We start from the raw sequence: 18,536 nt of genomic DNA on the forward strand, positions 1-18,536 counted from the left end.
ACCGGCGGCCGATCCAAACCCTGCGAATCAGTGTTACGCAACACCGCCGCCACCACACCAGAAATCGGCTGCAACCCATCGGATAACACGGCGTAGTACTGCCGGGCGGTGTCGGAGCTGTCGTCGATCTCATGGGCGACGACCACCGAGCCAATGGCTACCGGCACCGGCAAGGCGAAGGGCAGCGGGTTCCCCGCATCGGGGATCACCGGCGCCACCAACGCGGGCGCCTCCGGAATCGCGTTGAACAATCCCGGAGCGATCGGGCGCGGCTTCGATGCGCCCGCGTCCAAGCCCAGCGCGGCCGTGACAGCCCGGTCGCCGAGGTCGATCCGACTGCGCTTGCCATTCCACAGCAGCCAGGCGCCGGCACCGTTGTCGGCCAGCACCGCATGCTGCGCACCCAATGCGTCAGCGCGGCTCCCGTCGGTGTCCAACCGCCCCGCGATCAACGTCACGCCCGTGGCGCTGCCGGACGCCGCGTCGCACACCGTCCAGTTCGCATCGGCGTCGGCGTTTTGCACCAACCGTTCCGGTGCACCGGGAATGCCCAGCAGGTTGCCACGCGGGAAGTTGTCCAACACCGCAGCTTTCACTGCGGTGGGGTTGACCGGACGACCGGCGATCAGCCGCGCGGAGGTCAGGTTCAGCACCGGGTGCAGCTCATCTCCCACCCGCACATACAGCGCCGAGGTGGAGCGGTCAGCCAACACGGGATCGTTGCCGGCTGATCCACCCGGTCGGATCAACGACAAGACAAAGCTGCCAGCCACTCCGGTGGCCAGTAGGACCACCCCCATCAACACCGAACGGGACTGGGTGCGTAGCGGCTCCACCAGCATCCGGGTGTCATGCAGGGCAAGACCCGAGGCAATCCGCCGCACGAGGAAACGCCAGCCGCTGACCTGGTGCTTGGTGACAAAGCCGCGCCGGTATTCGACCCGGTCGGGATTCTCGTTGACCGGGGTACGCGAGGCGAACGAGCGCCGCCCGTCTTCGGTCAGATCGGACCGGTCCGAATGTGCGCTCATACCTTGGCCTCCAGACCCAGGCCACGCAGCAACGGCGCCACCGAGTTACGAACGTCTTCGGCCGTAATGGTCATGAGCTCCTCATCGGTGAACGCCTCGGTGCCGGCTTGTTCGGAATGGTCGAGCCGGAATTCGCGCTCCTCCTCGGAGCGCTCGACGAGGTTTCGCACGAACCGGCCGTTACCGGCAATGTCTAGGCTGCGCCGCTCGACACCGTTGGCGTCGGGGTGCGACGCCGCGGCCAGCTGACCGAACAGTGCCTGTAGGTCTTCTTGCGCACTCGGTTCGAAGACACTGTCGCGGTGCTCGGCCATCACTGTTGCGATCTCGACCAACTCGCCCGCCGAGTAGGACGGGAAGTCGATGCTGCGAGAAAAACGTGACCGCAGACCTTCGTTGGTGTCCAGGAACCGGTCCAGGTCAGCCCGGTAACCCGCGATGATCACCACCAATCGGTCACGGTCGTTCTCCATCCGCGCCAGTAGCGTGTCGATGGCGATCAGCCCGAAGTCGTTCTTGGCGCCGGTGGCCACCAACGCGTACGCCTCATCGAGGAACAGCACACCATCAAGTGCACTGTCGATGACCGCATTGGTCTTGGCCTCGGTCTCACCGATGTGCTGACCGATCAGGTCAGCACGGTGCACCTCGCGCACATTCTCCTTCTTCAACAGACCCAGGCCGCAGTAGATCTTCGCCACCACACGGGCGATGGTGGTCTTGCCCGTCCCCGGCGGTCCGGCGAAGACCAGGTGATGGGCACGCTGGGCCACGGCCAGGCCGTGCTGCTCACGCCGGATAGCCATCGCTACCGAACTTTTCAGCCGCTGTACCTGATCCTTGACCTCGTCGAGGCCGATGAACTCGCCGAGTTCACGCTCCGCTTCGGCCAGCAACTCCGCCTTGCGTTCATGCGCGCCAGGATCGATGAAGTCGGATTCGTTCGGCTCGGTGCCGCGGTCCCACGGGTCGGTGCGCGCCGCGATCCGATCCGCGGTGGTCGTCACAATCCCGAAGCTGTGGTCCAGCAAGGCATGTTGAACCTGCTCGTTCTCCGGGTTGGCGGCATACAGGTCCTGCAAGACCTCGGCCGCGGATTCCTCATCGTCTTGGGCCCGCAGGATCAGCCCCTTGACCAAGGCCCCGTCGGTGACCGCGGCGGCGATCGGCCCTTCCGGCTCCTCCAGGTAGGACAACGCCGGGGCATACATACCCAGCCGAGCCAGTGCAGTTCCCAGGGCGACTTTTGCGGCGTGGGCGAACAACTCGTCGAGTTCCGGGTCGTTGACGATCGGAGTCAACAGCTTCACGACATCCGACCACCGCTCGGCGCGATAGTGGATCACAGTGGCGAGCCAGCGGGCATCGCGGAAGCCCGCTCGGCGCTCGGCGATCTCGGCGACGAGCCGGTATGCCTCGCCGTACCCGCCGGCCGCGGTCAGCGCGCTGGCGTAGGCCAGCCGGAAATCGTCGGGATCGGTGGCACGGAACTGCAGATACAGACCGGAGTCATAGTGGAAGCCCAGCGCCCCGTGCTGCAGGTCGAGTTGCCGTTGCAGAGCACCCACCGACGGCTCGGTGCGCCAGACCGCCTCCAAAACGCGTGCCGACGTGTCGCCGGCAGCGGCCAGACCCACCCATGCATCGCATTGATCGTGGGCGACACGAGTCAGCGCGGCGAAGCCGGTGCGGGCCGCGGCCAGGTCGGCGGGCCGTTTCCGACCGTGGACCGCGATACCCAGCGCCCGACTGCAGGTGGCGAACCGGCTGACGATGTCGGCGTCCACCCTGGTTGTGCGAGTACGTGCCTCCAGCACGCCCACGTCACGGTTATTCATCCTCGAATCACTTCCCACTCAATGCTGTACGGCCCGAAACGATTGGTGGCCTACGCCACCGCTCGCGGCTCTCCAATGACGGAGTACGCCGAAGCGTCGCCCTGGATCACGCGGCTGCGCTCGCCGTTGACGCTGACCGGAATGTCGCCGGCAAGAGTGATGCGGTGCAACCGCCGGTGCTCCTGCCCGAAGTCGGCGACTCCGTAGTGCTGGGTGGCCCGGTTGTCCCAGATCGCCAGGTCGCCCAGCTGCCAGTTCCACCGGATGGTGTTCTCCGGTCGAGTGATCCGCTCCTGGAAGAGCTGGAACAGCAGACGCGACTCGGAGCTCTTGACATCCGCGATTCGTTGCACGAAATTGCCGAGCAGCAAGGAGCGTTCCCCGCTCTCGGGGTGCACCCGCACCACGGGGTGCTGCGTCTCGTACGTGGTGGAGTTGAACGTCTGCACGTATGCCTGGAACTCCTCCGACTGCAGCAGATCGGCGTACTTCTCGAGCTGCTTGGAGTCCGTCAAGTCGAGCTGCGTGTAGTCGAAAGCATTGCTGTGCACCGCCCAAAGCTCTTCCGCCAGGCGGGCCAGCGGATCCGGCAGCTGCTCGTAGGCGGTGACAGTGTTGGCCCAGAGGGTGGTTCCGCCGTAGGACGGCAGCTCCACGGCCCGCAACAGCGACGCCTTGGGCACCCGGTCCACGAACGTGACGTCGGTGTGCCAGCTGTTCGCGCTGGTGCCGCCGAACGAGTCGATGGGAAGAATGGCACCCTCGCCCTGCAACAGCGGGTGGGGGGCCGTCGTGGTACCCAGCAGCCGGGCGAACTCGAACTGGCTGACGTCATCCAAATGGTGCTGCCCACGGAAGAAGATGACCTTGTGAGTCACCAACGCGTCGTTGATCGCGGTGACGGTGTCGTCGTCCAAGTCACCGCCCAACTGGACTCCGTCGATCCTGGCGCCGATGTATTCGCCGAGTTTCACCACGTCCAAGTCGGAGCGGGTGGAAAGCGATTGGCTGGACATGAGACTTCTCCTTTGTCGGTCTAGCTGGTTCTCGAGAGGTTGGAGCCGGCGCGCTGACGTGGAATCCGCGCGCTGGCCTGCCGAATTTGTTTTGGCAGAGTTCTTTTCGGTCAGATAGAAGGGGTCACCCCCAGCGGGCGGCCTCGGCGGTGTCGCGGGCGAGCATCCCCAACGTGTTGGTCTCATGGGTGGTGGCCATCGCGTGATAGGCCCGCACCAACTCCTCCATCGCCTGATTCCACTGCGCCTGCCACGCCTGATACGTCATCCCCGTATCGCCCTGCCACGCCGCCGACAACGCCGCCTGCTCACTGGCAATATCAGCACCCACAGCCTGCAATGTCGCTGCATGCCCGTTCATCTCCGCGGCATGCGCCAGCATCGCCGGGTAGTTGTACAGAATCTGTGACATCACACAGTCCCTTCTCGTCAGAATCCGGTGTAGGTGCTCGCCGCGGCTGCGTCGGCAGCCACGTAGGTACTGCCCGCATCCGCCAAATTGACTTGCGCCGTGTCGAGCAACGCGTTCACGCGCGCCGCCAACGCCACAAACCGGGCGTGGGACCCCTGAAACGCCGCGGCCGCCTCACCCACATGAAACGCCTGCGCCGACATCGCCGCCTGCTCCGCCTGCGCCATCGTCGACCGCATCAACGCCGCCTTGGCACCAAACGCCGACTCCGACGCCACCAACTGCGGAATATGCGCATCCAACAAACTCATCGCTTATCTCCCTATCCACATCGATTGCCTTGTGTTCACCGAGGATCAGCTCTCTGCGTTGTCACCCACTCCTTCGGTCGACTGACCGGTCCAGGTACTCGGCATCAACGGTTCGATCGGAAAACCACTGAACGAATCACCGGTGAGGGTGGTTAAACCCGCCTCTTGCACATCGCGTTTGACAACGCCGCCCCCGAAACCGAGCTGTCCCGCGTTGCCCTGTGAAGCACTCGGGCCATCGTCCGGCGACGCCCATTCGGGGTCGACATTCATGTCGGCGAACTGGTCGCCGTGATCGTGCAGCTGCGTCCTCCGGCGGCGGCGCTTGCGTGCCTGCCGACGCGCGGCGGATTCTTCTGCCGCCGAGTCCGATGCCGGGCTCTGCGCTCGTGCGCCGGTGCCGCTTCCGGTCTTGTTGCTCGAATCGAAGCCAATCCCAGGACCGCCACCGAATCCGATCATGTAGGGGAACGCGATTCCCGCTCCCCCAACTGCCGCGGGCGCCGGTGCCGGCGCCCCTGCACCGGCAGAGGCGCTCGCCGGAAGCCCGGCCGCAGGGGATCCCGAAACGGGCACCGACCCGGCAACGCTCACCAGGTGCGGGTTGGAGACCGCCGTAGCCGAGTCAGGCGCCAAGGTGGCTTCGGGAACCGAGTCGACCAGCATGGGCACGTCGGACGGCCATGGCAGGGCTGCCAGCGCCGCGAACGCGCTCAGACTCGCCAAGGGCGCGGTAAGGGTCGAGGCTATTGCGGCGCCCAGTTCGATGGCGACCAGCGGGTGCGCGATCAAGAACGTCGAGAGGGTCGCCGGGTTGAGCAGCAGCAGGGCGACTTCCGGGTGAGCCCCGACATTCGCAATGACGTAGTCGACCTCTTGAATGAGAGTCACGGTGTTCTTGACCCAGTACAGCCCGGTCAGTGGATTGGTGAATGTTGAGTAGGGCAGCCCGTTGATGGTGCCGGATCCGGGCTCCCAGTTGACCCCCACAGACCGCAGCACCTGCGCTAAGCCCTCCAGGAAGGGATCAGTCCAGGTATGGGCAGGGCCCCACGGGTCCGCCGGATCCGAGGTCTCTGCCGGCCCCGCCGACTTGAGGATCGCCGGAGCCGGAGGGGTCTCCGGCGTTGACGCCGCAGCAGAGCCCGCGACCGCCTGGTAGGTGCTCATCGTCGTGGCAGCCTGAACCCACATCCGCGTGTAGTCCGCTTCGTTGAATGCGATGGGGACGGTGTTGATTCCGAAGAAGTTCGTCGCCAGCAATACCCCGTGAACCGTGTGGTTCGTGGCCAGTTCCGCCAGTGTCGGCATTGCCGCCAACGCAGCGGTGTAGGCGGCGGCCACGGTCTGGTGCTGGGCGGCGACCGCAGCACTGTTGGCGCTGGCCTGCGTCAGCCAGGCCAAGTAGGGGGCATTGGCTGCTGCGTACGATTCGGCGCTGGTGCCCTGCCACGCCCCGCTCTCCACGGCCCCCAGCACCTCGCTGAGTTCTTCGGCCGCCGAGGCGTACTCGGCGCTCAAGGAGCTCCATGTCCCGGCAGCTGCCAACACCGGGCCAGATCCCGGCCCACTGCTCAACAGTGCTGAGTGAACCTCCGGTGGCAACGCCATCCAGGCCGGCGCGCTCATGCCAGCCGCCAGTGCGGGTACGCCGACGCCGCGGCGGCGTCACTCGCGACGTAGTTGATGCCGGCCTCGCCGACGCCGATCCCCGATCGGCCGAGTTCGGCTGTGCCCTGGGCCGCCACCACTTCATGCCGGCCACCGAAGAGGCTGAGCGTGGTCGCGCTCTGCAGGGATACCGGGTCCGCAGCAGGAGGAACCACCGCCGTGATCACCGGCGCCGCGCTGGCATGTGCTTGCGCCAGCCTGGCTGTCAGCGCTTCCACGCGTGCGCAGGCAGCGGCCAGTCCTTCGGGGACGACATGTAGCGGCATGACCAATCTCCTTCCGAACTGGGGGAAAACCTCGCAACTGCTTGTGGGTACTCATAGGACCACCAGGGCCGAACACGTGTCGACCACCGATCTGAGAAGCACTGTGCGACGGCCGTTGGAGGAGAGCTTCACGTCTCCGCCGAGAGCCTACGAATTATGTTGTGCAATACCGATTTTCGGTGTCTCACGAGGTTATGTTAATGCCAGCAAGGATCTCGCGTTGGGTTTGAATCAGCAGGTTCCGAAAGGTGCACCGGCACTTAAACATCGGGCGAGACAGGCGGGCACCGCTGAGCTCCGGCGCCGACGAAAAGTGGCCACTATCGAGCCGTTGGGCGAGACATCCAAGTGCAGATTCGAGTTGAATTGCGCTGCCACACAGCGTCTTACTATCGATGCAGGGTCTGGTCAGAGCATGAGGATTCGCACGCGCGCGTCGCTTGAAAGCGTGATGTCCTCGACGACAGGATGATTCGAGCCGAGGAACTGCGCAGGGTCGCGAACGCAGCAGCGAATAGGAGAATTCGACCATCCTCGCCGTCAGTCGAGCCGGCCGGCAGACCGCGACAATCGGCGGCGAACGTAGCAGCCGCGACAGACGGTAGGAAGTAGAGATGCACGGCCAGGAGGTGGGGTTCCGACCGTGGCAATGTTGGCGGGTGCCCGCTGTGCGGTCACCGAACGTGCAATCAGCCCCGTGGTGTCACGGGAAGCAGGAGCGACATCGCCCCTGGCGGTTCAGCTGACGATCCCGCGATTCCTGGCAGCCCGGCACCACTCGGCCGGCGGCCTGCATGGGAGCGGCCATCAGGACCTCCGTGAATTGGTGGATCAACATGTCGAGCCCGCCGCGACGCGCGCCCGCTAGTCAAGCGACTACACCGAGGTAGTGCGGCTAGCGTAGCTATGTGGCTGACAACGATGCAACAGGCGCCCAGATCGACGAGAACGCTTCGGCGGCCCGCGAAGAAGCCACTGCCGCGGTGCTGATCCATGCGGCCGACCTCTTCGCCGAGCGTGGGCCGGCGGCCACTTCGATTCGCGACATCGGCGCTCGGTCTGGGGTGAACCACGGACTGGTGTTCCGGTACCTGGGGACCAAAGATCAGCTGGTCAAGGCGGTTCTGAACCATCTGGCGGACGAGGTTTCCACAGCGGTGCAGGCAGGCGCGTCGGCGGAGGTGATCGCGGCCAAGACCGAGCTGCAGTGGCGGGTGCTGGCCCGCGCCATCCTCGACGGTTTTCCGGTCGGGCAGCTCCAGGAGCGGTTCCCTATCGCAGCAAATCTGGTGAAGCACGTGCAAAGCAGCTATGACGACGAGCTCACTGGCCGTCTTGCTGCCGCCAATGTGATTGCGCTGCAATTGGGTTGGCAGTTGTTCGAGCCGTTCCTGCGTTCAGCGACGGGCATCGAAGAGCTATCGCCGACCGACCTACGGCAAAGTCTTAGCGGTGAGATCGCGCGGATGCTGAAAGCCAGCCCCACAGACGTGTACCGGATTGCATTCCCGGTGAGCTAAAACGGGCGTCCGCCGAGATGGCTTATTCGGCGTCGAGGGCGGCGAGGACTTCGTCGGACAGGTCCACGTTGGTCCAGACGTTCTGCACGTCGTCACTGTCCTCAAGAGCCTCGACCAGCTTGAACACCTTGCGAGCACCCTCGACGTCGACCGGGACGCTGACCGACGGCTGGAAGCTGGCCTCGGCGGAGTCGTAGTCGATCCCGGCCTCGACCAGCGCGCTGCGCACCGCCACCAGGTCCCCGGGCTCGGAGATGACCTCGAAGCTCTCCCCCAAGTCGTTGACATCCTCAGCACCGGCATCCAGCACCGCCGCCAACACGTCGTCCTCGGTCAACGCGTTCTTGTCCAGGGTGACTGTGCCCTTGCGGCTGAACAGGTAGGCGACCGAGCCGGGGTCGGCCATCTGGCCGCCGTTGCGGGTCATCGCCACCCGGACCTCGCTGGCAGCCCGATTGCGGTTGTCGGTCAGGCACTCGATGAGCACCGCCACGCCGTTGGGCCCGTAACCCTCGTAGGTGATGGTCTGATAATCCGCCCCGCCGGCTTCCTCACCCGCACCACGCTTACGCGCCCGCTCAATATTGTCGTTGGGAACCGAGCTCTTCTTCGCCTTCTGAATGGCGTCGTACAACGTCGGATTGCCCGACGGATCCCCACCACCAACCCGCGCCGCGACCTCGATATTCTTGATCAACCGCGCAAAGTTCTTGCCACGACGAGCGTCGATGACGGCCTTCTTGTGCTTCGTGGTAGCCCACTTGGAATGGCCGCTCATCGGTTGCCCTACCTCACTGTTGCATCAAAACTTTGCCCGACGATTCTACGTGTCAGTTCTGCTCGCGCGCCGGGGGCTGCTCGGGCGGGAAGAATCCGGGTGCCCATCGCTCGATCAGCGCGGCGTAGTCGACGTGCGCGTCCAGCTGTACCGCGACTCCGAGCAGGCCGCCCAGCGTGCGCAGCAACATGACGTAACCAGCCGGAATGGTCAGCCGGCGAGCCATCTTGAATCGGTCGGCAAAGCCTTCCGCCATCGGATCGGTCGTGACCAGCGCAGACTTCTGGAACCACTTGCGGGTGAAGTGGAACTCCCCCGAGCGCAGCGGGTCGATGTAGGGCCACAGCGGCTGGATGTACTCCACCAGCTGATCGGCACTCAGGTCATAGTCGGCCGGCATGAACCCGAGCTGCTTGAGCAGCCGGATCGCCTCGTCCCACTGCTCGTCACGCGCCCAGCACAACAGTTCGGCGAACCCCGGCGGGATGCCTTCGGGATGTTCGGCTACCGCGCCGAAGTCGATGACCCCCAGCCGGCCGTCGGGCAACATCATGAAGTTGCCCGGGTGCGGGTCGGCATGCACCAGCCCCACCCGCGCCGGTGAGCTCAAGGTGAACTCCAGCAGCAGCGCGCACGCGGAGTCTCGCTCCTGTCTGGTGCCACTGTTGATGATCGCCGACAGGCGTCGGCCCTCGATCCACTCCGACACGATGACTTTCGGCGCGCTGGCGATCACCGCCGGCACGAAGAACTTCGGGTCATCGGCATAGGCCTTGGCGAAAGCCCGCTGATTGTCGGCCTCCTGGCGGTATTCAAGCTCCGCTTCCAGGGTGTCGTTGATCTCCGAGACCAGTCGGTCCACGTCAGCGCCCGGAACGACCTGCTTGGCGACCCAGTTGAACCGCTGAATGAGCTTGAGGTCGGCGCGCAGCGCCTCGTCGGCGCCGGGGTATTGGATCTTCACCGCGACGTCGCGGCCGTCCTTCCAAACCGCCCGGTGTACCTGCCCGATGCTCGCCGAGGCGGCGGGGGTGTCGTCGAAGGACGCGAAACGCTCTCGCCATTTGGTACCGAGCTGGGCATCGAGCACCCGGTGCACCTTGGCGGCCGGCAGCGGCGGAGCCTCGCTTTGGAGCTTGACCAACGCCTCGCGGAACGGCTCGGCGAACTGCGGAGGAATCGCGGCCTCCATCACCGACAGCGCCTGGCCGACCTTCATCGCGCCGCCCTTGAGCTCGCCGAGCACCTTGAACATCTCGTCGGCGGCCTTCTCCAGAAGCTCGGCGTTGACCTCGTCTTTGGTCTTGCCGGTCATCCGCTTGCCCACACCGAGCGCTGCACGGCCTGCGACTCCGGCCGGGAGGCTCGCCAGTTTTACAGCGCGGCGAAATCCGCCCCGCGCGAGATCTGCCATGCGGACATCATGCCTGGCCGGTCTCGGCGACCGCATTCCCGGTCACCCAACGGGCGGCCGACTGCGGGCGCGACGGTCAGGCCTGGCCCGAGGCAATGTCGACGAAGAGCCGGTGAATACGTCGGTCGCCGGTCACCTCAGGGTGAAATGAGGTGGCCAGCACCTGACCTTGCCGCACCGCAACCGGATGGCCGGCGGCCTCGGCCAGCACTGCAACGCCGGGGCCGATCCGCTCCACCCAGGGCGCTCGGATGAACACCGCGTGCACCGGGTCGTCCAATCCGTCGAAATCGACGTCACCCTCGAAAGAATCGACCTGGCGACCGAAAGCGTTGCGCCGCACGGCCATATCGATCCCTGACAGCGGAATCGCGGCACGCCCCTGCGCACCGGCATCGAGGATCTCACTGGCGAGCAGAATCATTCCCGCGCAGGAACCGTACGCCGGCATCCCGTCTGCCAACCGGGCCCGTAGCGGGTCTACCAGCTCCAGCTCGCGCAGCAGATGGCTGATCGTGGTCGACTCGCCGCCGGGAATCAGCAGCGCGTCGACCTCATCCAGTTCGCGGCGGCGGCGTACCGGCACCGGATCGGCGCCGACAGCGCTCAGCGCGGCAAGGTGTTCACGAACGTCGCCCTGCAATGCGAGCACGCCGATGCGCGGGCCGCTCACTGGTCCGTCAGGCGGTATCCGGACGGGTATCGAGTCAGCCCCTCCTGCATGACGGCGGCCACCATGTCCCCGGACCGGTTGTAGATCTTGCCCTGGGTCAACGCCCGGCCAGCGCCCGCCGACGGCGACGACTGGTCATAGAGCAGCCATTCGTCGGCCCGGAATGGGCGCATGAACCACATCGCGTGATCGAGCGACGCCACTTGCAGGTGGTCACGCTCGCCGGGGTGGATCGCCCAGGAGGTGCCCAGCAGGGTCAGGTCGCTCATGTAGGCCAGCGCGCAGATGTGCAGCACCGGATCGTCGGGCAGCCGGTCGCGATGGCGGAACCAGACCTGTTGCTCGGCGACCTTGCCCGGGATGTGCGGCAGCTGCTCACGCGGCACCCGGCGCAGATCCCACTCGGCGAACGCCTTGAAGCCCTCGTCGTCGAAGGCCTTCATCGCGGCGATGTCGGGCAGGTCCTTGGGGTCGGGTGCCTCAGGCATCACATCTTGATGCTCAATGCCCTGTTGTTCGGTCTGGAACGAGGCCGACATGTTGAAGATGGTTTCGCCGTGCTGGATGGCGTTGACGCGCCGCGTACAGAACGAACCGCCGTCGCGGACCCGGTCCACGGTGAACACCGTGGGCGCCTTGGCATCTCCGGGACGCAGGAAGTATCCGTGCAGCGAGTGGACCCGGTAACGCGGATCCACGGTGCGCACCGCCGACACCAGAGCCTGGCCGGCTACGTGCCCACCGAAGGTGCGCTGGTTGTCCGCGGACAGCGGGCTGAACACACTCCCGCGGTAGATGTTGACCTCGAGCTGTTCGAGATCAAGGATCTCTTCGATCGCCACGCTATGACCGTCTGCTTTTCGCGCAAGCGCTCATCGCCACCTCTACCAGCCGCGTTCGGCAAGCCGGTGCGGTTGCGCGATGTCCTCCACGTTGATGCCGACCATCGCCTCGCCCAGCCCGCGCGATACCCGCGCCAACACATCGGGGTCGTCGTAGAAGGTGGTGGCCTTGACGATCGCCGCGGCACGCGCGGCCGGGTCACCGGACTTGAAGATGCCGGAGCCGACGAACACACCCTCGGCGCCCAGCTGCATCATCATGGCCGCATCCGCCGGGGTGGCGATGCCGCCCGCGGTGAACAGCGTCACCGGCAGCTTGCCGGCCCTGGCGACCTCCGCGACCAGCTCGTATGGTGCCTGCAGTTCCTTTGCGGCAACGAATAATTCGTCCTGCGACAGCGACGTGAGCCGGCGAATCTCGCCACCGATGGACCGCATGTGGGTGGTGGCGTTGGAGACGTCACCGGTGCCTGCCTCACCCTTGGAGCGAATCATGGCCGCGCCCTCGGTGATCCGGCGCAGCGCCTCGCCCAGGTTGGTCGCCCCGCACACGAACGGCACGGTGTACTGCCACTTGTCGATGTGGTGGGTGTAGTCGGCGGGGGTGAGCACCTCGGACTCATCGATGTAGTCCACCCCGAGGCTCTGCAGAATCTGCGCCTCGACGAAGTGTCCGATGCGTACCTTGGCCATCACCGGGATGGTGACCGCGGCGATGATGCCCTCGATCATGTCCGGGTCGCTCATCCGCGAAACCCCGCCCTGGGCACGGATGTCGGCGGGCACCCGCTCCAGTGCCATCACCGCGACGGCGCCGGCGGCCTCAGCGATGCGGGCCTGGTCCGGGGTGACGACGTCCATGATGACGCCGCCCTTGAGCATCTCGGCCATGCCGCGCTTTACTCGCGCAGTACCCGTTTGTCCGTCGGGTGCCGAACCGTTCTGCGCCGCGCTGTCCACTGAATGCTTCTCCTTGCTGGCCTGTAATACCCGCTCAGTGTAGTGGGCCCACGCCAGCGATTTTCCCGCTCATTGCCGCTGCACGGTGAACACGGGCTCCGCCGGAGGTGGATCGGCGAGCAGTGCAGGCAACACGAACACCCGGACATAGCGGCGGACCTGGTCGGCGTCGTGGGCACCGGGGATGAGGCCCAGCAGTAATCCCAGTGCGCTCGACAGCACGAACCGGGCCGCATCGCCCGAATACAGACCGGCCCGCAGTTGCGGACCGGCCTGCCGGAATCCCGCCTCATAGAGCCCGGCCAGCAGCTCACCCAGCGTTGCCGAGCGGGCGATCAGCGCGGCGACGTTGCCCTCGTCGGTGTGCTCGGAGATGACCCGAAGCAGCGGGTCCTGGGCGACTTCAGTGGCCACGATCACCAGCGACTCCGTCACTAGGTCCCCGGGCCCGGCCACCGCGTGCAGTCGGGCGGTGATCTCGGCGATCTTGCGTCCGGCCACCCGCACCACCAACGCGTCCAACAGCTCGTCACGAGTGGCGAAGTGGCGGTAGATCACCGCGCGGGTGTAGCCGGCTTCCCGCGCGATGACCTGCATTGTGGAGGCCCGGTAGCCACGGTCGGCGAAGGACCGCTCTGCGGCGTCCAGGAGCAGCTCTCGCGCGTGGTCGGGCGGATTGCCTCCACCGGGCGGTCGGCCCCGCCCGCGCACCGTCATGCCCGACCCGCCCGAAATATATGGACATTGCTACTCATATGTCTATTATTAGCCTCACTGCATTCCCCGCGCTTTCCGAGGGAGGGTTCGTCGCATGGCTGCAACGACTGCCGGGGTTCCCGAGCGACGAGACTGGCAGGCCGTGTTCGGCTCGTGGCGTCTGTTGGCCAATCCAGGCCGCAACGGCGGCTCGGCGTTCGAACTGATCGTCGGCCTGGCGGCTCCGATCCTGGCCCGCAGCTACCACCAGTTGCGGGCGCATCCCAACGGCCGGCGCCTGTTCGCCGAGAAGCCGGATCTGTTGGCGCTGCTCGGTGACGACGACTATCTGGCCTCGCTGCCGCAGGGCTCGCTCGGCCATGCCTACCGATCGTTTCTGCGCACCAATCGATTGGACGCAGGCGTCTTCGACGTGGACACGGTGATCCGGCCGATCGCCGAGCGCCGCGGCTGGGACGACGATTTCTTTTTCATGATGCGGCGCGGCACCGCCCTGCACGACATGTTCCACACCCTGGGCGGCTATGGCCCGGACATGGGCGGAGAGTTCGGCAATCTGGGCTTCCACTGCGGCCAGATGGAACCGTCCGGTGCCCTCAAGACGCTGACCCTCGGGCTGCTCGGACCGGTCATCCCGGCCTCGCCGAGGCGGAAGATCCGTTACTTCCGTGAAGCGGTCCGCCGCGGCCAGCGCGCCGACAACTTGATGGCAGCCCCCTACGAAGAGCTGCTGGACAAGCCCATCACGGAGGTGCGGGAGGCGTTGGGTGTCACGCCCACGCGCAGCGCCCACCCGGGCGGCCACCTGTTCATCGGCTGGATGCCGCCAGGCATGAAACCGCCGACCCGCTGGGACTACGACGCGACTCTTCCCGCCGCCTGAATCCGCCGTCGGCCAGGCGGTCAGGCGGTCAGGCGGTCAGGACCATGCGGTAGCGCGCCCGCCCCTCCGCCATCGCGGCGTAGGCCTCGGCTGCCTGGGACAGCGGACGTTCTTCGATGCGGGCCCGAACCCCGGACAACACCGCGAAGCGCATGGTCTCCTCGATGTCGCGGGCGGTGCCCGACGGGTGGCCGGTGAGGCTGAGCCCGGGGGTGATCAGCTGCACGGGCGCGACCGGCAGCGGCTCGGTGGTGACCCCGATGATCACGAGTTCTCCCCGCGGCGCCAGCCCGCCAAGGGTGTCGGCCATTGCTCGCGAATTGGCCGCAGTGGCCAGCACCACGGACACCCCGCCGAACGCCGCCATCGCCGCAGCGACATCCCCGGCGGTCGAGTCGATGTAGTGATGGGCGCCGAGCGCTCGGGCGTCAGCTTCCTTGGCGGCTCCGCGCGCGATCGAGATCGTCTCGAAGCCCATCGCCCGGGCGAACTGCACGCCCAGATGCCCCAACCCACCCAGGCCGAGCACCGCGACCCGGTCCCCCGGTCGCGCCTGGGTAGATCGCAGCGCGTGGTATGTGGTGACCCCGGCGCAGCCCATGGGTGCGGCCTCGACGAAGGTCAACTCGTCGGGGATCCGGGCCAGCGCGTTGGCCGGAACGGTCACCGATTCGGCGTAGCCGCCCGGGTAGTGCCAACTGGGCACCTGACCATTGACACAGTGGATGAAATCGCCTTTGCGGCAAGGAATGCAGTGGTTGCAGTGCCCTCCGAACCAGCCGACCGCAACCCGCTCACCCAGCTGCCAGTCGGTCACTCCCGGCCCCAGTTCGGCGATCGTGCCGGCGATCTCGTGTCCCAGCGTCAGCGGCCAGGTCATTCCAGGGAAGCCACCGTTGACGAAGGCGTGGTCGGTGCCGCAGACACCGCAGGCGGCCACGGCGATACGGACCTGACCGGGGCCCGGCGAGGTGGTGTCGACATCGACAAGAGTCAGCGGTGCATCCACCTCCGCAACGTGCACGGCGCGATGTGTTGGCATGGCGGCTCCCTGGGTAGCGAGGATGATTCGCCCGAGGCGTGTTCAGCCTAAGCCGCGCAGGTCAGGAAATCCGGCGAAGAATCCCATCTTCTCCGGTGCCACCGTCGGCCGACCGGGCGGCCTCGGCGAGACGATCACCCAATTGCAGTGGGTAGACCTTTTCACCGCCGGCAGCCAGCGCCGTGATCTCTGCGGTGTCACACCAACGATGGCCGTGCAGATAACGACGCTCCAGCCCAGTCCGGCCGGCCCCCGACGGCTCGAAGCGCGCAGTGCGGTAGGCGAAGAAGAACTCCTGGCTGTTGAGACGCTCACCGTTGAAATGGAACACGGCGTCGCGGCGCCAGATCGGGCCGACCAGCTCGCCCGGGGCGACCTGCAAACCGGTCTCCTCGGCCAGTTCGCGCGCCGCCGCTTCGGCGAGCGGCTCGTCGGGCAGCACCTGCCCTCCGACGGTGAACCACCAGCGCGGCGCCGGGTTGGCCGCATCATCGGGCAGAGCCGGATCGTGGCCGCACAGCAGCAGTACCGATCCAGCTTCGTCGAGCAGCACCACTCGCGCCGAAACGCGCGGATCCAGCACGCCGCGACCACCGTGGGCGGCCATACCTGCTCGCTCGACGATCTCAAAGTACGTCGGCATCGGAGCGGTGCCACCGAGATGCAGGACTCGGACCAACGGACGTTCACGCAGTGCCACCGTGTCACGGACCGCGTCATTGTGGAACCGGCGTGCCAACAGCACTCGGGCTTCGGCGTCCGCCAACTCGGCGACCATCACGTGCGGCAGCGACTCGGCATCGACCATCGCTAGCTCGGCCGACAGCGCGTTCTCGGCGGCCTCACGCTCGTGGCGCGGAGCCCGCTCGGCGACATCGGCCAGGGCAGCCAGTCGCCGGCCGGCCACCTGGTCCCCGTAGGCGTCGATCGCGACGGCCCGGGCCACCACCGCTCGGCGCCCCAGCGCCCCGTCCAGCGCCTGCCAGGACAGGTCGCAGCGCACGTGCAGCCGGTTGAGCCGGTTCGCGGTCTGGTATGCCCAGGCGACCGCGGCGGCCAGCACCGCCACCCCGACCAGCACCAGCACTGTCGCCACGATGGTCAGTTCCATCAGTCACCCACCGTGACCTTGCTGCCCACCCCGGCAACCGTCTCGTAGACCCGGATGATCTGGTCGGCCACCACCGGCCAGTCGAAGCGGCGTACCGCTTCGGCGCCGGCCGCCACATACGACGCCCGCAGCGCCTCGTCGTCGAGGACCTCGATCAAGGCGGCCGCGAGCGCCGCGGGGTCATCGACCGGCACCAGGCGGCCGGCCTCCCCGTCGCTCAGCACCCGACGGAATGCGTCCAGCTCACTGGCGACCACTGCGGTGCCGGCGGCCATCGCCTCGGCCAGCACGATGCCGAAGCTCTCCCCGCCGGTGTTCGGCGCGCAGTAGACGTCCGCACTGCGCAGGGCCGACGCCTTCTCGGCGTCGTCGACCTGCCCCAAGAAACGCAGGTGACTCGCCAATTTCCCTGCGCTACGGCGCAATTCGTCTTCATCGCCGCGGCCGACGATCAAGACCTGTACGTCTTTGTGCTGCTCGACCAACGCCGGAAGTGCCCCCAGTAGCACCGCCATCCCCTTGCGAGGCTCGTCGTAGCGACCGAGAAACAGCACCGTACGCCCTGCGCGCGGATAGCCCGGCAGGGGCTGCGCCGTGGCGAATGCGGCCACGTCGACCCCGTTGGGGATCTCCACCGCGTCAGAACCCAGGGCCTCCATCTGCCAGCGCCGGGCCAGATCCGAGACCGCGATGCGGCCAATGATCTTCTCGTGCATGGGCCGGAGCAGGCCCTGCACCACGCTCAGCGTCAGCGATTTGGTCGTCGAGGTGTGAAACGTCGCCACGATCGGGCCTTCGGCCACGTTCAGCGCCAGCATCGACAGGCTGGGTGCATTCGGCTCGTGCAGGTGCAGCACATCAAAGTCGCCCTGCATGAGCCAGCGTTTGACCTTGCGATATGCCGCCGGGCTGAACTGCAGCCGGGCCACCGAGCCGTTGTAAGGGATCGCGACGGCTTTGCCGGCCGATACCACGTAGTCGGGCAGCGCGACGTCCGGCGAGGCGGGCGCCAGGACGCTGACGTGATGTCCGCGGGCGCGCAGCACCTCCGCCAGCTGCAGCACATGTGCCTGCACCCCGCCCGGTACATCGAACGAATAGGGGCAGACCATGCCGATCCGCATCAGGTCTCCCCCAAGCGCGCCCGTCGCGATTCGGGAAGGTCGGCGATCCATTGCGGCTGCATCATGTGCCAGTCCTGCGGGTAGGTCGCAATCCCCTCGGCGAACTTGTCGGCCAGCGCCTGGGTTATCACGCCGACATCCCCACTGCTGCAGTCCAGCGGGGCACTGATGTCCACTCCCCATCCCGCGCCGTCGAACCAGCAGTACGCCGGCAACAGTGCCGCGCCGGTCGCCAGCGCGAGTTTGGCCGGGCCGGCCGGCAGCCGGGTGGGCTCACCGAAGAAGTCGACCGTCACCCCGTTGCGGCTCAGGTCGCGGTCGGCCATCAGACATACCAGCCCGTTGTCGGACAGCCGCTCGGTCAGTATTTCGAAGGGCGGGCGGCTACCACCGGAGGACGGCAGTACCTCGAAGCCCAGGCTCTCCCGGAACGCCAGGAACCGGCGGTACAGCGACTCGGGTTTGAGGCGCTCGGCGACGGTGGTGAATCCGCCGTGGGTCTGGGCCATCCACACCCCGGCCATATCCCAGTTCCCGCTGTGCGGCAACGCCAGCACCGCTCCGCGGCCGGCCTTCAGTGCCGCAGTGACGTTGTCGCGCCCCCGCACCGATTCGTGCAGCTGCGCCGCCAGGGCCGCGTGGTCCATGGTGGGCAGCCGAAACGCCTCCCGCCAGTACCGGGCATAGGACGCCAGCGAGGCGCGCATCAGCTCCGCCGGCACCTGCGACGGGCTCACCCCGATGACGCGGGCCAAGTTCTTGCGCAGCTGTTCGGGTCCCCCGCCGCGTGAGGCGTACAGGGCACCGGCGTCGAACGCGTTGCGGGCGACGAATTCGGGCATCGCGCGCACCAGCATCCAGCCCGCCGCGAATCCGGCGTCGGTGGCCCAGGCGTCGAGCTGACTGAGCCCGGGAACTCGCAGACCG

General features: G+C 66.6%; 19 protein-coding genes. 2 read left to right on the forward strand and 17 right to left on the reverse strand.

Annotation, left to right across the window (positions count from 1 at the left end; translation table 11 throughout):
• The 7 genes from eccB to ACJH71_RS16295 form a co-directional block, all read right to left on the reverse strand.
• Positions 1–1,031, reverse strand: a 1,031-nt coding sequence (gene eccB / locus ACJH71_RS16265) for a type VII secretion protein EccB (protein WP_406759033.1), incomplete at its 3' end; no start/stop codon positions are given.
• Entirely contained in the window at positions 1,028–2,869 is a 1,842-nt protein-coding gene (gene eccA, locus ACJH71_RS16270; RefSeq protein ID WP_406759034.1) for a type VII secretion AAA-ATPase EccA, read from the reverse strand. The genes eccB and eccA, both read right to left, overlap by 4 nt.
• 50 nt (positions 2,870–2,919) lie before the next feature.
• Positions 2,920–3,885 (reverse strand): TauD/TfdA dioxygenase family protein, encoded by a 966-nt coding sequence (locus tag ACJH71_RS16275; protein WP_406759035.1) that lies wholly within the window; start codon positions 3,883–3,885, stop codon positions 2,920–2,922.
• A gap of 124 nt (positions 3,886–4,009) precedes the next feature.
• The gene (locus ACJH71_RS16280; protein WP_406759036.1) at positions 4,010–4,297 is read right to left on the reverse strand and encodes a WXG100 family type VII secretion target; all 288 of its coding nucleotides are present in this window, start codon (positions 4,295–4,297) and stop codon (positions 4,010–4,012) included.
• Positions 4,298–4,314: 17 nt separating this feature from the next.
• Positions 4,315–4,608 (reverse strand): type VII secretion protein EsxS, encoded by a 294-nt coding sequence (locus ACJH71_RS16285; RefSeq protein ID WP_406759037.1) that lies wholly within the window; start codon positions 4,606–4,608, stop codon positions 4,315–4,317.
• A gap of 45 nt (positions 4,609–4,653) precedes the next feature.
• The gene (locus tag ACJH71_RS16290) at positions 4,654–6,237 is read right to left on the reverse strand and encodes a PPE domain-containing protein (RefSeq protein WP_406759038.1); all 1,584 of its coding nucleotides are present in this window, start codon (positions 6,235–6,237) and stop codon (positions 4,654–4,656) included.
• Positions 6,234–6,545, reverse strand: a complete 312-nt coding sequence (locus ACJH71_RS16295) for a PE family protein (protein WP_406759039.1) — start codon at positions 6,543–6,545, stop codon at positions 6,234–6,236. Before ACJH71_RS16295 ends, ACJH71_RS16290 begins: the two co-directional genes overlap by 4 nt.
• 908 nt (positions 6,546–7,453) lie before the next feature.
• Here ACJH71_RS16295 and ACJH71_RS16300 point away from each other — a divergent pair.
• Complete coding sequence (locus ACJH71_RS16300; RefSeq protein ID WP_406759040.1) at positions 7,454–8,065, forward strand: TetR/AcrR family transcriptional regulator; 612 nt, start codon at positions 7,454–7,456, stop codon at positions 8,063–8,065.
• Between the two features lie 22 nt (positions 8,066–8,087).
• Here ACJH71_RS16300 and ACJH71_RS16305 read toward each other — a convergent pair whose 3' ends face one another.
• The 6 genes from ACJH71_RS16305 to ACJH71_RS16330 all read right to left on the reverse strand — a co-directional run bounded on the left by ACJH71_RS16305 (position 8,088) and on the right by ACJH71_RS16330 (position 13,449).
• Positions 8,088–8,843: a YebC/PmpR family DNA-binding transcriptional regulator gene (locus ACJH71_RS16305; RefSeq protein ID WP_406759041.1), complete on the reverse strand. Its 756-nt coding sequence runs from the start codon at positions 8,841–8,843 to the stop codon at positions 8,088–8,090.
• A 52-nt stretch (positions 8,844–8,895) separates the two neighbouring features.
• Positions 8,896–10,257: an ABC1 kinase family protein gene (locus ACJH71_RS16310; protein WP_406759042.1), complete on the reverse strand. Its 1,362-nt coding sequence runs from the start codon at positions 10,255–10,257 to the stop codon at positions 8,896–8,898.
• Between the two features lie 76 nt (positions 10,258–10,333).
• Positions 10,334–10,930: a pyridoxal 5'-phosphate synthase glutaminase subunit PdxT gene (gene pdxT, locus ACJH71_RS16315; RefSeq protein WP_406759043.1), complete on the reverse strand. Its 597-nt coding sequence runs from the start codon at positions 10,928–10,930 to the stop codon at positions 10,334–10,336.
• Positions 10,927–11,772 carry an acyl-CoA thioesterase II gene (gene tesB / locus ACJH71_RS16320; RefSeq protein WP_406759044.1) on the reverse strand — a complete coding sequence of 282 codons (846 nt, stop codon included), beginning with the start codon at positions 11,770–11,772 and terminating at the stop codon, positions 10,927–10,929. The genes pdxT and tesB overlap by 4 nt, the downstream gene beginning before the upstream one ends.
• Positions 11,773–11,814: 42 nt before the next feature.
• Positions 11,815–12,732, reverse strand: a complete 918-nt coding sequence (gene pdxS / locus ACJH71_RS16325; RefSeq protein ID WP_406759045.1) for a pyridoxal 5'-phosphate synthase lyase subunit PdxS — start codon at positions 12,730–12,732, stop codon at positions 11,815–11,817.
• Positions 12,733–12,801: 69 nt separating this feature from the next.
• Positions 12,802–13,449, reverse strand: a complete 648-nt coding sequence (locus ACJH71_RS16330; RefSeq protein WP_406759046.1) for a helix-turn-helix domain-containing protein — start codon at positions 13,447–13,449, stop codon at positions 12,802–12,804.
• 94 nt (positions 13,450–13,543) lie between these two features.
• Between ACJH71_RS16330 and ACJH71_RS16335 the strand changes: the two genes are divergently transcribed.
• Positions 13,544–14,332 (forward strand): Coq4 family protein, encoded by a 789-nt coding sequence (locus tag ACJH71_RS16335; protein WP_406759047.1) that lies wholly within the window; start codon positions 13,544–13,546, stop codon positions 14,330–14,332.
• A 28-nt stretch (positions 14,333–14,360) separates the two neighbouring features.
• On the opposite strand, the gene ACJH71_RS16340 is transcribed toward ACJH71_RS16335, so the two are convergent.
• From ACJH71_RS16340 to ACJH71_RS16355, 4 genes are all read right to left on the reverse strand, one after another.
• Positions 14,361–15,374 (reverse strand): alcohol dehydrogenase catalytic domain-containing protein, encoded by a 1,014-nt coding sequence (locus ACJH71_RS16340; protein WP_406759048.1) that lies wholly within the window; start codon positions 15,372–15,374, stop codon positions 14,361–14,363.
• A 61-nt stretch (positions 15,375–15,435) separates the two neighbouring features.
• Positions 15,436–16,485 (reverse strand): NUDIX domain-containing protein, encoded by a 1,050-nt coding sequence (locus ACJH71_RS16345; RefSeq protein WP_406759049.1) that lies wholly within the window; start codon positions 16,483–16,485, stop codon positions 15,436–15,438.
• Positions 16,485–17,609, reverse strand: a complete 1,125-nt coding sequence (locus ACJH71_RS16350) for a glycosyltransferase family 4 protein (RefSeq protein ID WP_406759050.1) — start codon at positions 17,607–17,609, stop codon at positions 16,485–16,487. The genes ACJH71_RS16345 and ACJH71_RS16350 overlap by 1 nt, the downstream gene beginning before the upstream one ends.
• On the reverse strand, positions 17,609–18,532 hold the full coding sequence (locus tag ACJH71_RS16355) for a phosphatidylinositol mannoside acyltransferase (protein ID WP_406759219.1): 924 nt from the start codon (positions 18,530–18,532) through the stop codon (positions 17,609–17,611). The genes ACJH71_RS16350 and ACJH71_RS16355 overlap by 1 nt, the downstream gene beginning before the upstream one ends.
• Positions 18,533–18,536 lie beyond the last annotated feature (4 nt).

The organism is Mycobacterium sp. SMC-15, assembly GCF_045310925.1.
Taxonomy (GTDB): Bacteria; Actinomycetota; Actinomycetes; order Mycobacteriales; family Mycobacteriaceae; genus Mycobacterium.

Bases quoted from the DNA above. Each gene is read 5' to 3' on its own strand.
- eccA (WP_406759034.1), bottom strand. From the start codon at position 2,869: ATGAATAACCGTGACGTGGGCGTGCTGGAGGCACGTACTCGCACAACC.
- ACJH71_RS16275 (WP_406759035.1), bottom strand. From the start codon at position 3,885: ATGTCCAGCCAATCGCTTTCCACCCGCTCCGACTTGGACGTGGTGAAA.
- ACJH71_RS16280 (WP_406759036.1), bottom strand. From the start codon at position 4,297: ATGTCACAGATTCTGTACAACTACCCGGCGATGCTGGCGCATGCCGCG.
- ACJH71_RS16285 (WP_406759037.1), bottom strand. From the start codon at position 4,608: ATGAGTTTGTTGGATGCGCATATTCCGCAGTTGGTGGCGTCGGAGTCG.
- ACJH71_RS16290 (WP_406759038.1), bottom strand. From the start codon at position 6,237: ATGAGCGCGCCGGCCTGGATGGCGTTGCCACCGGAGGTTCACTCAGCA.
- ACJH71_RS16295 (WP_406759039.1), bottom strand. From the start codon at position 6,545: ATGCCGCTACATGTCGTCCCCGAAGGACTGGCCGCTGCCTGCGCACGC.
- ACJH71_RS16305 (WP_406759041.1), bottom strand. From the start codon at position 8,843: ATGAGCGGCCATTCCAAGTGGGCTACCACGAAGCACAAGAAGGCCGTC.
- ACJH71_RS16310 (WP_406759042.1), bottom strand. From the start codon at position 10,257: ATGGCAGATCTCGCGCGGGGCGGATTTCGCCGCGCTGTAAAACTGGCG.
- ACJH71_RS16330 (WP_406759046.1), bottom strand. From the start codon at position 13,449: ATGACGGTGCGCGGGCGGGGCCGACCGCCCGGTGGAGGCAATCCGCCC.
- ACJH71_RS16335 (WP_406759047.1), top strand. From the start codon at position 13,544: ATGGCTGCAACGACTGCCGGGGTTCCCGAGCGACGAGACTGGCAGGCC.
- ACJH71_RS16340 (WP_406759048.1), bottom strand. From the start codon at position 15,374: ATGCCAACACATCGCGCCGTGCACGTTGCGGAGGTGGATGCACCGCTG.
- ACJH71_RS16345 (WP_406759049.1), bottom strand. From the start codon at position 16,485: ATGGAACTGACCATCGTGGCGACAGTGCTGGTGCTGGTCGGGGTGGCG.
- ACJH71_RS16350 (WP_406759050.1), bottom strand. From the start codon at position 17,609: ATGCGGATCGGCATGGTCTGCCCCTATTCGTTCGATGTACCGGGCGGG.